We start from the raw sequence: 14,614 nt of genomic DNA, 5'->3' as shown, positions 1-14,614 counted from the left end.
TATGAAGATTATTGATGCACACGTCCATTTCTCGAACATCCAATCCTTTCACCAAACAGCTAAAGAGCTTTCTTTTGTCGACTATTCTTTTGAGGGATTTGTAAAAGAATACAGCGAGGCAAATGTCGCTTTAAGTATAGCGATGGGGGTTACAGAAACGAATGGAATGGGATTTCCAGATTATGATGTAACAACACCGATGGGGATTGACCTGGCTGAGGCAATTCCTGAAAAAATGGTCTATTGTCCTGGGATAAATCCCTATGATTTAAATGAACAGACTCTGGAAAAGCTAGAGCTTGAAATTCAACATCCGCGGGCTGTTGGGATTAAAATATATTTAGGCTATTACCCTTTCTATGCGTATGATCAAGTGTATGAACCTGTTTATGCATTAGCACAACAATATCAGCTGCCTGTTGTGTTCCATACAGGGGATACGTATTCGGAGAGAGGCCTGTTAAAATATGCACATCCATTAACGATTGATGAGGTGGCAGTGAAGCATCGCAAAGTAAATTTTATGATGGCTCATTTTGGTGATCCGTGGACACTTACAGGCGCTGAGCTCATATATAAAAACTCCAATGTGTATGCAGACCTTTCGGGTTTAATCGTCGGAACGGAAAAGGAATTGAAAAAACATAGTGAAAGCAGATTTTTGGATCATTTACGGCACGCACTTGTCTTTTCTGATTCATATGATAAGCTCTTATTCGGTACTGATTGGCCGCTGGCACCTATTGGCCCATATATTGAATTTATTAAAGCATTAATTCCTGAACAATATCATGAGGATGTTTTCTACAATACAGCATTAAAGGTATTCCCAAAGATTAAGCCGTTTTTAACATAAGCAATATATGCTGGAGACTGGCATTTTTTCGTCAGTCTCCAGATATTTTAAACCGCGATTCCTACATAATAAATGAAACAGAAAAGGGGTAGAGATTTTGACAAAAATCGCATGGGTTATAGATAGTACAGCTTTCATTGATGAGGAATTGATCAACCACCCTCATGTGTATCCCATTCCAATTACGATTTTACTTGATGAAAAGGAGTATACAGAAGGGGTAGATATTACACCAACCGAGCTCTATGAAAAATTGAAAACGTTAAAAACTCCTCCGAAAACATCGCAGCCCTCGATTGGGGCATTTCAGGAATTATATGAGCGTTTGAAAGAGAAATACGAGCTTGTTATTGCCGTGTTGCTTTCTAGTAAATTAAGCGGTACCGTTTCTTCAAGCGAGCAAGCTGCACAGCTGGTTGATATCCCGGTTTTAACCATTGATTCGAAAATATTAACTTATCCCCTAACAAGAATTTTGAAAAAAGGTGTGGAACTGGCAAATTCAGGTTTTGAACCAGATGAGATCAAACGTAAATTAGAAGAGTTAAGTGATACAAGTGAAACGTACGTATTGATAGGAAGCTTAGAACAGCTGCATAGAAGCGGCAGAATGTCGGGTGTGCAATTTTTCCTTGGAAGTATGCTCAATGTAAAGCCGATCATCTCCATTGAGGGTGGTACTTTGCATGTGAAAGAAAAAGCTAGAAGTGAACGAAAGGCGAAGGATAAAATAATTCAGCTGCTCCGTATTGCTCATGAAAAGAAGCCTTTAAAAGAAGCATACATTTTATATGGATTACATGAGGAGGAGGCACTGAATTGGAAAGAAGAACTCATTAAGGAATTTCCTGAGATCGAATTCGGACACTATCCAATCGGTGCCGCAATCGGCGTGCATGCTGGAGAAAATACATTGGGGATCAATTGGTTTAATGGATTGGATTAATTTTTGAGGTTCATTTTTACCTTATTATGTAAAAATAGGTAACGTAAATTAGTATATGAGCTGTAATTTTCTATATTTTGGGATATAAGGGTTCAAAAAGTGTTTTGGAGCTCAATTTTACCGTTTAATGTAAAATCGAGTATTATAAAAATATTATAGAGCCCTTTATTCCTATATATTGGAATAATGCAGTTCCAACCCTTATCTTATAAATTAAAGTGCTGAATAAAGCACTTTTTCTTTTGCTTATTTTTCTTCCTATCCTCCTCTTCATGGTAAAATAAATCTGGAATGAAAAAGGATGGTGCTTTTAGTGAAAGAAGATATGATTGTGAGAACGGAAAGCTTTGTGAGAGATGTGCTTAGTGATGACAGTACCGGACATGATTGGTATCATATTGAACGCGTAAGAAAAAATGCCTTATATATAGCGGAAAAAGAAAACAAGGGCGACCGTTTTATTATTGAAATGGCTGCATTGCTGCATGATATTCCTGATGAAAAGTTGAACGAATCGAAAGAGGCTGGGGAAAAGAAACTAACGGATTTCCTCGAATTATTAACACTAGAAAAAACGACTCAAGAGAAAATTGTTGAAATTATACATTCCATCTCCTTTAAAGGTGGAAGAAAAACAGAATTAATGAGTGTGGAAGCTGAAATTGTTCAGGATGCAGACCGATTGGATGCAATTGGAGCGATTGGGATTGGACGGACCTTCGCTTACGGTGGAAAAAAAGGTCATCTTCTTTACGATCCAACGATTAAAGTTAGAGAAGAAATGACAGAGAAGGAATACCGCACTGGAAAATCATCAACGATCCATCACTTTTATGAGAAGCTATTAAAGCTAAAAGATCTGCTTAATACGGATACAGCACGAGAATTGGCTTCGAAACGGCATCAATTTATGGAACAATTCCTTGAGCAATTTTACAGTGAATGGAATGGTCAGATATGAAAATGCTTTCAGTTGAACATGTAACAAAAACATATGGGGAAAAAGAGCTTTTTAACGATATTTCCTTTACGATTTCTGAAAAGGACAGGATTGGACTTATCGGTGTAAATGGAACAGGTAAGTCTTCCTTATTAAAAATAGTTGCAGGTGTGGATCTTCCAGACTCTGGTGAAATCAGCTCTCCGAAGGATTATACAATTTCCTACTCAGCCCAGCAGCCGGATTTAAATCCTGAACTTTCTGTTCTGGCACAGGTGTTTGCAGGTGATGCACCAGTACTTGTCTTGCTTCGAGAATATGAAGAGACACTTCTTGAGTTAAATAAGACTCCTGATAATCAAGCGATTCAAGAGAAGCTTTTTGAGCAGCAAAAGAAAATGGATGCCTTGAACGCTTGGGATGCAAGTACGAATGCAAAATCAATTTTAACGAAACTTGGTATTGAAAGTTTTGATAAAAAAATCGGGGAGCTTTCCGGTGGACAAAAGAAAAGGGTTACCCTCGCCCAAGCACTTATTCAGTCACCTGATTTGCTGATTCTTGATGAGCCGACAAACCATCTTGATTATGAGTCGGTTAAATGGCTTGAAGAATACTTAGGACGATATCAAGGTGCTCTCTTACTCGTTACCCATGACCGCTATTTCCTTGACCGTGTAACCAATCGAATGTTTGAACTGGATGGCGGGAACTTATATAGCTATAAAGGAAACTACGGTGCCTTTCTTGAAGCGAAAGCCATTCGTGAAGAAAACGAAGCCGCCACGATAGAAAAAAGAAAAAATCTTTATCGAAGAGAGTTAGAATGGATTCGTAGAGGAGCGAAAGCGAGAACAACAAAACAAAAAGCACGAATCCAGCGTTTTGATCAATTAGATGATCAGCTTGCGTCTGTGAAACAAACAGAAAAGCTTGATATGTCTTTAAACGGAAGCCGGCTTGGGAAGCAAGTGTTTGAATTAAAGGATGCGTCAAAGAAATATGCGGATCAAACCATCTTACATTCATTTGACCTTCTTGTGAAGCCTGGAGATCGAATTGGAATTATCGGAAAGAATGGAACAGGAAAATCGACTCTTCTCAATATCCTTGCTGGAAAAATCCCATTAGATTCTGGTGAACGAATCATCGGACAAACAGTGAAAATCGCTTACTACACACAAGAAAGCGAAGATATGGACGAGAATAAGCGAATGATTGAGTATTTGAAGGAAACGGCACAAGTTGTAGAAACCTCAGATGGGAAAACCATTTCCGCAGCTCAAATGCTTGAGCGCTTTCTTTTTCCCACCTTTACACATGGAACCCCGATCCGCAAACTTTCAGGCGGGGAGAAGCGCCGTCTGTATTTATTGAAAATCTTAATGACAGAACCGAACGTTCTTCTACTGGATGAACCAACAAATAATTTGGATACACAAACATTAACGGTGCTTGAGGATTATCTTGAAGATTTCCCCGGAGTAGTTATTACTGTATCCCATGATCGCTATTTCTTGGATAAGGTGGCTGATCAGCTTCTTGTCTTGCAAGGAGAGGGACGGATTGACACTTTCTTTGGCAATTATAGCGAATATCTTGAAAAAGAAAATGAAAAACCTGTTGTGCAAGTAAAGACCGCGGCTCCTGTTCTCAAAGAACAGGAAAAACCAAAGAAGAAAAAGCTAAGCTATAACGAACAGCGTGAATGGGAAGGAATCGAGGATAATATAGCGAATACAGAAGCTCGTTTAGAGGAAATTGCTGTAGAAATGAACAATACAGGCAGTGATTTCGAAAAAGCAAGCTCATTAATGGAGGAAGAAGCCACTCTAAATGAAAAACTGGAACAGTTGATTGAGAGATGGAGCTATCTTTCAGAGATTGCCGAACAATGAATTTACAGCAGCCTGCCCTATATGGGCAGGCTGCTTTTGTACATGAAGCTCATCTTATGATTCGTAACATCTATTATGTTAAAATGATTTTAGTTATTACTGTGACAATATTGCAAAGGGTGAAAAACTGTGAAAATAAATGCAATTGAGCCAACACCAAGTCCAAATACGATGAAGGTTATTCTGAATGAAGAGCTTCCAATGGGGAAAAGCAATAATTATAAAAAAGATCATCGTGAAGGTGCACCTAAAGTCATTCAAGATATTCTTGAAATTGAAGGCGTAAAGGGTGTTTACCATGTAGCTGACTTCTTAGCTGTTGAAAGAAATGCAAAATATGATTGGAAAGATCTTCTGCCGCAGGTAAGAAGTGCTTTTGGCGAAGACGCGGAGACAGATACTGAAAACCAATCTGCGATGAATGAACACTTTGGTGAAATAAAAGCGTTTGTCCAAAAGTATAAAGATATTCCTATGCAAGTAAAGCTAACTGACGGGACAGAGGAACGGAGATTCGGATTGCCTGAAGCGTTTATGAATGCATTGGCAGCAGCACAGCTTGAAGGAGATAATGTAGTTTTAGTTCGAAAATGGGTAGAGGTTGGAGTCCGTTATGGCGACTTCGAACAGATTGGCCATGATGTAGTTGAAGAATTAATTGCAGCCTATCCTGAAAGCAGATTACAAATGCTTGTTGATCAGGCAATAAATCCAGACAATGTGCATGAGAAGCATAGCCGGCAGCTGCTGAAACTTACATTAGGGGATTTAGATCATCCGGATTGGCGGGAACGCTATCAAAAACTAGAACAAATGAATGATCCAGAGCTAGAGGATTTACCTGTTTTAGAAAAAGCATTACAAGATGAAAAAGCTTCAATCCGAAGACTGGCAACGGTTTATTTAGGTATGATTGAAGATCAAAACGTTCTTCCGCTCCTATATAAAGCTTTAAAGGATAAAACGGTCACAGTGAGAAGAACAGCTGGTGATTGCCTATCAGATCTTGGCTTTAAAAAAGCAATGCCTGCTATGATAGAAGCATTGAAGGATACGAGCAAGCTCGTGCGCTGGCGGGCAGCGATGTTCCTCTACGAAGTAGGGGATGAAGAAGCCATTCCTGCATTAAAAGCAGCAGAAAATGATCCTGAATTTGAGGTAAGCATGCAAATTAAGCTTGCGATTGAAAGAATTGAGCAAGGGGAAGAAGCAAAGGGCTCTGTTTGGAAGCAAATGACGGAATCTAGAAAGAAATAATAGTAAAAATAAGATATATTTGTGGAAAAATAACTTTATTTGCAAATCCAGATTTTTAATTGCAAAAAACTAAATATATTTGCAAATCCAGATTTTTAATTGCGAAAAACCAATTATTTTTGCAAAGCTATGTTTTGTTTGCGAAAAACCAAATATCATTACAAAATCTGAATTTTAGTTTGTTTACGATAGACAAGATATTTTTATAATTTCAAGACGCCATCGCTCTTTGCAGCATGGCGTCTTTCTGTTTGTGGAATAAAATTAATTTTGGGAAAATTGTTGCAATTCTATTGAAAAAGGTCTATATTGGAAAGAAATTATTTTTGGGGGGAATCATCGATGTCGAAGGATTTAAGAATTCGCAGTCATGTAATTAGTGATGATGAAAGAAGGGCACCTAACCGGGCGATGCTCCGAGCGGTAGGATTTACAGATGAGGATTTTCAAAAACCAATGATCGGGATTGCAAGTACTTGGAGTGAAGTGACACCATGTAATATACATATTGATGAACTAGCTGTTCAAGCAAAGAATGGGGCAAGAGAAGCTGGGGGTGCTCCGTTAATTTTTAATACAATTACTGTTTCTGACGGAATTTCCATGGGGACAGAAGGAATGAGGTATTCGCTTCCAAGCCGTGATTTAATTGCCGATTCTATCGAAACCGTTGTAGGCGGTGAATCTTTGGATGGATTTGTGGCAATTGGAGGCTGTGATAAAAACATGCCAGGCTGTATGATGGCTATCGCCCGAATGAATTTGCCTTCTATTTTCGTCTATGGCGGCACGATCAAACCAGGGAAGCTGCATGACAAAGACATTGACATTGTTTCCGTCTTTGAGGGGGTTGGTCAATTCAATGGAGGTGCTATTGACAAGGAAGAGTTAACAAAAATCGAATGCCATGCTTGTCCAGGGTCGGGTTCCTGTGGTGGAATGTATACTGCAAACACGATGGCAAGTGCGATTGAAGCACTTGGACTAAGCTTGCCAGGAAGTTCTTCGAATCCAGCCGAAACAGCCGAAAAGCGCAATGATTGCGTAGAAGCTGGCAAGGCAGTATACAAACTGCTAGAAAACAATATTCGCCCGCGTGATATTTTAACGAAAAAGGCGTTTGAAAACGCAATAACAGTCGTGATGGCACTTGGAGGCTCAACCAATGCGATCTTGCATTTAATGGCCATTGCCCATGCGGCAGAAGTTGATTTGTCTTTAGATGATTTCAATCGATTGCAGAAAACGGTTCCCCATATTGCTGACCTAAAGCCGAGCGGCAAATATGTGATGCAGGATCTCTTCGAGGTCGGCGGAGTACAAGCAGTAATGAAGCTGCTATTAAGAGAAGGCTTGCTTCATGGGGATTGCTTGACGGTTACAGGCAAGACTTTAGCTGAAAACCTTGCAAAAGCAGCAGACTTAAAGGAAGGTCAAAAGGTTATCTACCCGCTTCAACAGCCGTTAAGAGAAAATGGACCGCTAGTTGTTCTTAAGGGGAATCTTGCACCTTCTGGGGCAGTTGCTAAAGTTTCGGGATTAAAGGTCACCCGTATGACTGGACCTGCAAAAGTATTTGATGACGAAGAGTCAGCCACAGTTGCAGTTATGAACGGTGACATTCAGGCAGGAGATGTTCTTGTTATCCGCTATGAAGGGCCAAAGGGCGGACCAGGTATGCCAGAAATGTTATCGATTTCGGGTATTTTAGTAGGAAAGGGCTTAGGAGAAAGTGTAGCCTTATTAACGGATGGCCGTTTCTCAGGCGGTTCGCACGGATTCGTTATTGGTCATATTGCGCCAGAAGCACAAGTTGGCGGCTCAATTGCATTAATTGAGAATGGTGACTTGATTACGATTGATAGCGAAACCCAGGAATTATCTGTAAATTTAACAGGCGAAGAATTTGCTAGAAGGAAGGAAAACTGGACTGCACCTCCTTTACTATCTAGAGGAACATTGGCAAAATACACTAGGCTTGTCTCTTGTGCATCTAGAGGTGCGGTGACAGATTACTTTGAAGAGGCAGAAGAGAAAGTCAACCAGAAAGTTTAAACACTTCCTTTTGCAAAATAACCATAGATTATAGTATGCTTACAATACAAATGTTGTAATGGAGGCTGATTGAACATGTCTATGGCATATGAGGAATATATGAAGCAAATGGTTCAACCGATGAGACAAGAGCTTGTAAATGCTGGGTTTAATGAATTACTATCTGCAGAGAAAGTAGAAGCATTTATGGAAAAGACTGAGGGGACAACGCTTGTTGTTGTTAACTCTGTATGCGGTTGTGCGGCAGGACTTGCACGTCCAGCAGCAACGCAGGCTGTACTAAGAACTGAAAAGAAACCAGATCATTTAGTAACTGTATTTGCAGGACAAGATAAAGAAGCAACAGCGAAAATGCGAGAGTACTTTGCTGGATATGAGCCATCTTCTCCGTCTATGGCTTTATTAAAAGGAAAAGAAGTTGTCCATTTTATCCATCGTTATGATATTGAAGATCATCCGATGGAAGCAATTATGGAAAACTTGCTTGCTGCATTTGAAGCGAATAATTAAAGTGAAAAAACAAAAGGATGTCTAATGACGTCCTTTTGTTTTTTCGTAACTCGAAGGAAAAGGTGACATCATTACAATGATTATTACGACAGCAGGCAGGACAAATGAAGAAATGACGAGGCAAGCGATCAAAGTGGCTCAAGATTTAGATGGCCGCTTTGTTGAAAGGAAGAAGCGTTCGGTCCAAATGATTCAGCAAGTGGAAAAAGAGGATTGCATAGTTGTAGGGAAAGAGAGGTTAGAACTCTATCCAATCGATGAATTGGAACCATTCTTTTTCCACCCTAATTCCGCCATGTTTAGAGTGAAGCGATTAATGAAGGGGGAGCATGATCCGTTTGTGGATGCAGCGAGGCTTCATGCAGGCAAAACGCTTCTCGATTGCACATTAGGTCTTGCCTCTGATAGCATTGTTGCGAGCTTTATCATTGGAAGAGAAGGAAAAGTGACCGGTATCGAAGGAAATCCGTATTTAGGTTACATTGTGAAAAATGGGCTGCAATCATGGGTCTCTGGGATTCAGGAAATGGATCAGGCGATGAAAAGAATACAGGTAAAAAATAATATGACCTTGCCATTCCTAAAAAGTATTCCTGATCAATCCTATGACTGCGTATATTTTGATCCAATGTTTGAGGAGCATATTCTGGAATCTGATGGCATTAAAGCATTAAGTCATTTTGCTATTTACGAGGAAATGACTGAACAAGTGATAGAGGAAGCTAAGAGAGTAGCGAAGGAGTGCGTTGTTCTAAAGGATCATTTTCGAAGTCCGCGGTTTGAAAGATTTAACTTTCATGTACATAAGAGAAAAACAGCAAAATTCCATTTTGGAGTCATCGAAAAATAAAAACGGAATAGAGAATGGTCTCTATTCCGTTCCGCTTATTCTGCAATAGCTAAATAAACAAAGTAACCTAGCAAGATAAATGAAATAATAACAATGAATACAGTCCAGTCCATATAAAGATTCTCCTTTCCTTTGGCTAATCAGAATTTATGACCATAAATTCTGAACGCATAAGACTAAGGCATTCGCCGGAATGCTTGGCGAATGCCAAGTCTTTCTAATATTCAATTTAGTTATATGGTCTTTTTCCCTTACTATTCCCAAAATATAAGTAACTATTCATAGATTTTATTTTTTTTGCGAAAAAATAAAGCCTATTTTTCCATTTTTCTGAAGAACAAAGTATAATAATAGTATAAGAGTATTTGGGGATTTAAAGATCGATTGATTACATATAGATGGTTAAAGATTAGAAGGGAGACTAAAATCATGCCAAATTGGCTTCGTAAATCGTTCGTCGTCATGGTAACTATCTTAACCTTTGGACTAGTTACCCCTTCACATGCTATATTTTATGATAATTCTAGTACAGATAAGAACCCGAAAAGGGATATTATTGAACCTACAAATGAGGAAGGCCGTTCAGCCAATATCCAGTCTTCTACTTCCGAAGAAATTGGGCATATTAATAAAGAAGAATTTATCAGGAAAATGATACATGAGGCTGAAAATCAGTCATATGCTAAGTTTGGACCAAAAATAAAACCTGTAATTGAAAATGAATTTTCTGAAGTCGTTCTGCCAAATATCGAAAAAGCAATTCAAAACGTGGCTGAGCAGTATCCAGAGGAAGAATTGGCTTTTTTAGCGGTGACTGAACGTCCTGGCGGCGGTCAATCCGAGAAAATTTTCCATATAAAAAATGAAACAACAGATGAAGACATTATCCGTTTTCATGTTAGAAGAGATCAGCCGCCTCAGCAGGGCTATTGGTTTAATTTTCATTACCATACTTACCATGATCAATTTCAGGCACACCATGAGCTAGGAACAATTTATTGGGATAAAAACACCCCGCCAAAATGGATGAGTTAAATTTTGGCAAGGGATTTTTTATATTTTTTTTGAAACCTTTTTGAAAACCTATCGTATTAAAAAGTATTCTATTAAATGGAGGTAAAAAAATGGCAGTTAGCTTATCAAAAGGACAAAAAGTAGATTTAACAAAAACAAATCCAGGACTAACAAAGGTGGTAGTAGGTGTTGGTTGGGATGTTAACAAATATGATGGCGGAAATGATTTCGATCTAGATTCATCCGTTTTCCTTTTAGGAGATAATGGAAAAGTAACTTCTGATAGTGACTTCGTATTTTATAATAATGCGAATGGCGGAAATGGTTCTGTTGTACATACAGGGGATAATCGCACTGGAGCAGGAGATGGGGATGATGAGCAAGTAAAAGTAGACTTAGCTAATGTTCCAGCCAATATTCAGCGTATTACATTTACAATTACTATCCATGACGGGGAAGCCCGAAATCAAAACTTTGGTCAAGTTTCAAATTCATATGTCCGAATTATGAGTGAAGATTCTGGTGAAGAATTGATTCGTTATGATTTAGGTGAAGATTTCTCGATTGAAACAGCTATTGTAGTTGGTGAATTATACCGTCATAATGCAGAATGGAAATTTAGCGCAATTGGAAGCGGCTATCAAGGTGGTTTGGCAGCACTTGCGAAAGATTTTGGACTGCAAATTGGCTAAGTAGAAAATTTTTGAAAAGATTCGGATTAACTGGGTCTTTTTAAATCAAAATTATAGATATATAATCAGGAGGAACATACAAGAATGGCGATTTTAGAAGGTATATTAAATACCTATGCCCAGTTTTTTGATTGGGGAATGTGGGTAGAGGTTTTAACAAATCCAGTCAGCTGGGGATTAATTGGAACACTGGTTATCATGGAAGGGCTTTTATCAGCGGATAATGCACTCGTTCTTGCGGTTATGGTTAAGCATTTACCAGAAAAACAGCGAAAAAAAGCATTGTTTTATGGATTGCTAGGTGCTTATATTTTCCGTTTTATTGCGATTGGGATCGGTGTATTCTTAATCGAACTTTGGTGGGTAAAAGTATTAGGAGCAGGATATCTTGCATGGCTAGCAATTAAATATTTCATTGATAAGAAAAAAGAAGCAGATAGTGAAGATGAAGAAGAAGCTCAAGGAATAAATAAAGGCGGCATCCTCATTCGACTATTTGGAACATTTTGGGGAACCGTTGCAGCTGTTGAAATAATGGATATTGCCTTTTCCGTTGATAGTGTTCTTGCTGCCTTCGGGATTAGCCAGGAAGTATGGGTCTTGTTGCTCGGAGGAATGCTTGGTGTATTGATGATGCGAGGAGTTGCAGGCGTATTCTTGAAATTAATTGATGCAGTGCCTGAACTGGAAACCTCTGCATATATTCTCATCTTGATCATTTCTGCCAAAATGCTATTGGGTGTTTTCGGCATTCATATTGAACATATTTATTTCTTCATCCTATTACTAGTTGTATTTGCAGCTACATTCATTATCCACTTCATGAATAAAAAGAAAGAAGCAACTAGTGGAGAATAATTAATTGCATAATCAATAAACCAAAAGGGAACAGACAATTGTCCGCTCCCTTTCTTTTTACCTTTTTAAGGGAATTAATGAGGATTCTATGCTATCCTATCTTTTATAAAGTTATAATCAAAGACCTATTTATTTTTTTGAAACGGAGTTAGTGGGATGAGATTATTTTCAGATCTTCATGAAGAAGAATATGACCGAATTTTCTATAAAAAACCTTATCATTTTTCAAAAAATTCTCAGAGGAAAATCCTTGCGTATGCACTAGGTGCAACCCTTTATATGCCAGCAACCCGGCCTAACATCCATCAAGATTTACTATCGAAGAAACACGCCGGACTGACTTCGATGGTTATTGATTTAGAGGATGCGATTGGTGACGAAGAAGTACAGGTAGCTGAAACACTTCTCATTGAGGAACTGAACAACTTAAGTCAAGAGATGGAGAAAGGTTTGCTAAATGAGGATGACCTTCCGTTAATCTTTATTCGGATAAGGGATATTGATCAATTTATGCGGCTGAAAAATCGTATACAGAAAGGGCTGCAACTGCTCACGGGCTTTGTTATCCCTAAATTTTCTCCAGAACATGGCGAACCCATTTTACAAGAAATTAAACTACTAAATGATAGAGGACATCAACTATATGCTTTACCCATTTTAGAAACAAAAAAAGTGATTGAAAAGGAAACGAGGCTACGGGAGCTTCTTTCTATTAAAACTCTCGTTGATCAGTATGAGGAATATATTTTAAATATTCGTATTGGTGCAACTGATTTTTGTGGTCTTTATGGCATCCGCAGAAACTCAGATACAACGGTATATGATATTGCTGTAATAAGAGATTGTATATCAGATATTATCAATGTATTTTTACGCTCCGATCATCCGTACGTTATCTCAGGTCCTGTATGGGAGTACTTTTCTTCGAAGGAAAGAATGCTGAAGCCTCAATTAAGACAAACGCCATTTCGTGAACGCTTTGGCCAGGATGGAATAGATTTAAGATCGAAGTTAATTGATAAGCATATGGATGGCCTTATTCGGGAAATTCTGATGGATATTACGAATGGATTAACTGGAAAGACAATTATTCATCCGACACATATACGTCCTGTTCAGGCATTGAATACTGTAACCTATGAAGAATATTTGGATGCAAAAAGCATTATTAGCCAAGCGAATGGGGAAATCGGGGTAATGAAAAGTGCGTTCCAAAATAAAATGAATGAAATAAAGCCTCATTATTATTGGGCGCAAAAAGTACTTTTGAAATCAGAAATATACGGGGTGCTAAATGAAGAATACACATACATTGACCTGCTTACCAATGAAATTAACACTTCCAATCCTGAACCAGTTAACAGTTGAGATAGAAATTACGGATAATCCATATGGGCTAACACTGGATGATTTATTTCAGATGGCTGCCAGAATGAATAAAAAAAGATCGTTTCTATTTGTTAGTAAAGTATTGGGAAAGCATATTCCAATCAATCCGAAAATGGGGCTATTAACCGGAGCATTGCTGGCAAACCGTTATATAGAAACGGTGAAAGGGATTGAGACAGGATGCAGGGAAGATTTGCTTTTCTCGTTCTTAAACGATTCAAAAAGGTATGTAGACGATCCATTTATTGATGAACGAGTGAATCCTGTCATCATCGGCTTTGCTGAAACAGCTACTGCACTTGGACATGCATTCTATCATTCTTTTAAACAGGCGGATTTCTTCCATACAACAAGGGAGGAACTGCTGGGAATCGCCCCGGTTATTACATTTGAGGAAGAGCACTCACATGCGACATCTCACCGCTGCTATGTAGATGAATCGATTCTAAATAACGATCGTGAAATCATACTTGTCGATGATGAAATGACGACAGGAAAAACAAATGTGAATATCATTCGTTCCATACATGCAAGATTTCCAAGAAAGATGTATACAGTTGTCTCCATATTGGATTGGCGTGCGGAAGAACATCTACAATTGTATAAAAAACTTGAACATGAACTAGGAATTACCATTCATTCAGTTAGTTTACTTAAAGGGAACATCGAAGTAGCAGGTTCCCCAGAGATTGAAGAACAATTATCCGAAGAAACAGAGAGTATATGTCCTACGGCAGCAGTATCGACTATTCATATAAATGAAAGATTTTCTAATGAGTTAACACCAATTAATTATTCCTCTATTTCCCAAGAGAGGGTAGTCAGGGATATTCCTTTTTCAACTGAAACGGGACGCTTTGGTTTAAGTGCCGGATCGAATAAGCTGATTGATCAATCACTTGAGGAAATAGGACAATTTTTAGCAACTGTGAGAACCGGAAAAAAAGTCCTTTGTCTTGGGACAGGTGAATTTATGTATGTGCCGATGAAGCTAGCTTCCTATATGGGACAAGGAGTCAGCTACCAATCAACCACACGAAGTCCGATATATATAGAAAATCACAAACAATATGGGGCAAAATATGGGATCGCCTTTCCAAACCCAGAAGATTGGGGAATCAAGCAGTTTGTTTATAATATTCCTCCGAATGAATATGATCAGTTATTCGTATTTTTTGAAAGAGCTGTTTCAATGGATAAATTGCAGCCAATGCTAAATGAGCTGATGAAAGCAAAAATTCCTGAAATAAAAGTAGTTTTCTTTAATGGTTAGGAATTTAGTATCTTTGAATTTTGATTACTGTCTAGCTTCAGCGGCCAGCAGCTATTGTACTTCGGTCGCTTCCCTT

General features: G+C 38.5%; 13 protein-coding genes. All 13 read left to right on the top strand.

Translation table 11 applies throughout. From position 1 onward, the window contains the following. The first annotated feature begins 1 nt into the window (after position 1). The 13 genes from AN957_RS17410 (at position 2) to AN957_RS17350 (ending at position 14,538) form a co-directional block, all read left to right on the top strand. Positions 2-856 carry an amidohydrolase family protein gene (locus AN957_RS17410; protein ID WP_056685358.1) on the top strand — a complete coding sequence of 285 codons (855 nt, stop codon included), beginning with the start codon at positions 2-4 and terminating at the stop codon, positions 854-856. A gap of 97 nt (positions 857-953) precedes the next feature. Beyond that, complete coding sequence (locus AN957_RS17405) at positions 954-1,802, top strand: DegV family protein (protein WP_053476708.1); 849 nt, start codon at positions 954-956, stop codon at positions 1,800-1,802. A gap of 301 nt (positions 1,803-2,103) precedes the next feature. Beyond that, entirely contained in the window at positions 2,104-2,763 is a 660-nt protein-coding gene (locus AN957_RS17400) for an HD domain-containing protein (protein WP_172797652.1), read from the top strand. Then, positions 2,760-4,640, top strand: a complete 1,881-nt coding sequence (locus AN957_RS17395) for an ABC-F family ATP-binding cassette domain-containing protein (RefSeq protein ID WP_056685355.1) — start codon at positions 2,760-2,762, stop codon at positions 4,638-4,640. The genes AN957_RS17400 and AN957_RS17395 overlap by 4 nt, the downstream gene beginning before the upstream one ends. Positions 4,641-4,769: 129 nt before the next feature. Next, positions 4,770-5,897, top strand: coding sequence for a conserved virulence factor C family protein (locus AN957_RS17390; RefSeq protein WP_056685352.1), 1,128 nt, complete (start codon positions 4,770-4,772; stop codon positions 5,895-5,897). A 342-nt stretch (positions 5,898-6,239) separates the two neighbouring features. Further along, complete coding sequence (gene ilvD / locus AN957_RS17385) at positions 6,240-7,952, top strand: dihydroxy-acid dehydratase (RefSeq protein ID WP_056685348.1); 1,713 nt, start codon at positions 6,240-6,242, stop codon at positions 7,950-7,952. A gap of 75 nt (positions 7,953-8,027) precedes the next feature. Next, positions 8,028-8,462: a BrxA/BrxB family bacilliredoxin gene (locus tag AN957_RS17380; protein ID WP_056685344.1), complete on the top strand. Its 435-nt coding sequence runs from the start codon at positions 8,028-8,030 to the stop codon at positions 8,460-8,462. Positions 8,463-8,538: 76 nt separating this feature from the next. Continuing rightward, a complete protein-coding gene (locus AN957_RS17375; protein WP_056685341.1) occupies positions 8,539-9,312 on the top strand; it encodes a class I SAM-dependent methyltransferase in 774 nt (257 codons plus the stop codon). Positions 9,313-9,741: 429 nt separating this feature from the next. Beyond that, positions 9,742-10,347, top strand: coding sequence for a YpjP family protein (locus AN957_RS17370; protein WP_056685337.1), 606 nt, complete (start codon positions 9,742-9,744; stop codon positions 10,345-10,347). 89 nt (positions 10,348-10,436) lie between these two features. Further along, complete coding sequence (locus AN957_RS17365; protein WP_053476700.1) at positions 10,437-11,018, top strand: TerD family protein; 582 nt, start codon at positions 10,437-10,439, stop codon at positions 11,016-11,018. An 84-nt stretch (positions 11,019-11,102) separates the two neighbouring features. Continuing rightward, positions 11,103-11,876 carry a TerC family protein gene (locus tag AN957_RS17360; protein ID WP_053476699.1) on the top strand — a complete coding sequence of 258 codons (774 nt, stop codon included), beginning with the start codon at positions 11,103-11,105 and terminating at the stop codon, positions 11,874-11,876. Positions 11,877-12,032: 156 nt separating this feature from the next. Further along, a complete protein-coding gene (locus tag AN957_RS17355) occupies positions 12,033-13,244 on the top strand; it encodes an HpcH/HpaI aldolase/citrate lyase family protein (protein WP_056685334.1) in 1,212 nt (403 codons plus the stop codon). Continuing rightward, positions 13,171-14,538, top strand: a complete 1,368-nt coding sequence (locus tag AN957_RS17350; protein ID WP_075209172.1) for a phosphoribosyltransferase family protein — start codon at positions 13,171-13,173, stop codon at positions 14,536-14,538. Before AN957_RS17355 ends, AN957_RS17350 begins: the two co-directional genes overlap by 74 nt. Positions 14,539-14,614 lie beyond the last annotated feature (76 nt).

It is taken from the genome of Cytobacillus solani, assembly GCF_001420595.1.
In the GTDB taxonomy this organism is placed as follows: domain Bacteria; phylum Bacillota; class Bacilli; order Bacillales; family Cytobacillaceae; genus Cytobacillus; species Cytobacillus solani.
This window is presented reverse-complemented; position numbering and strand designations above follow the sequence as displayed.

What these genes read in the sequence shown, in the direction of transcription:
- AN957_RS17360 (WP_053476699.1), top strand. Translation starts at nt 11,103, where the DNA reads ATGGCGATTTTAGAAGGTATATTAAATACCTATGCCCAGTTTTTTGAT.
- AN957_RS17375 (WP_056685341.1), top strand. Translation starts at nt 8,539, where the DNA reads ATGATTATTACGACAGCAGGCAGGACAAATGAAGAAATGACGAGGCAA.
- AN957_RS17395 (WP_056685355.1), top strand. Translation starts at nt 2,760, where the DNA reads ATGAAAATGCTTTCAGTTGAACATGTAACAAAAACATATGGGGAAAAA.
- AN957_RS17400 (WP_172797652.1), top strand. Translation starts at nt 2,104, where the DNA reads ATGGTGCTTTTAGTGAAAGAAGATATGATTGTGAGAACGGAAAGCTTT.
- AN957_RS17365 (WP_053476700.1), top strand. Translation starts at nt 10,437, where the DNA reads ATGGCAGTTAGCTTATCAAAAGGACAAAAAGTAGATTTAACAAAAACA.
- ilvD (WP_056685348.1), top strand. Translation starts at nt 6,240, where the DNA reads ATGTCGAAGGATTTAAGAATTCGCAGTCATGTAATTAGTGATGATGAA.
- AN957_RS17410 (WP_056685358.1), top strand. Translation starts at nt 2, where the DNA reads ATGAAGATTATTGATGCACACGTCCATTTCTCGAACATCCAATCCTTT.
- AN957_RS17350 (WP_075209172.1), top strand. Translation starts at nt 13,171, where the DNA reads ATGAAGAATACACATACATTGACCTGCTTACCAATGAAATTAACACTT.
- AN957_RS17380 (WP_056685344.1), top strand. Translation starts at nt 8,028, where the DNA reads ATGTCTATGGCATATGAGGAATATATGAAGCAAATGGTTCAACCGATG.
- AN957_RS17355 (WP_056685334.1), top strand. Translation starts at nt 12,033, where the DNA reads ATGAGATTATTTTCAGATCTTCATGAAGAAGAATATGACCGAATTTTC.
- AN957_RS17370 (WP_056685337.1), top strand. Translation starts at nt 9,742, where the DNA reads ATGCCAAATTGGCTTCGTAAATCGTTCGTCGTCATGGTAACTATCTTA.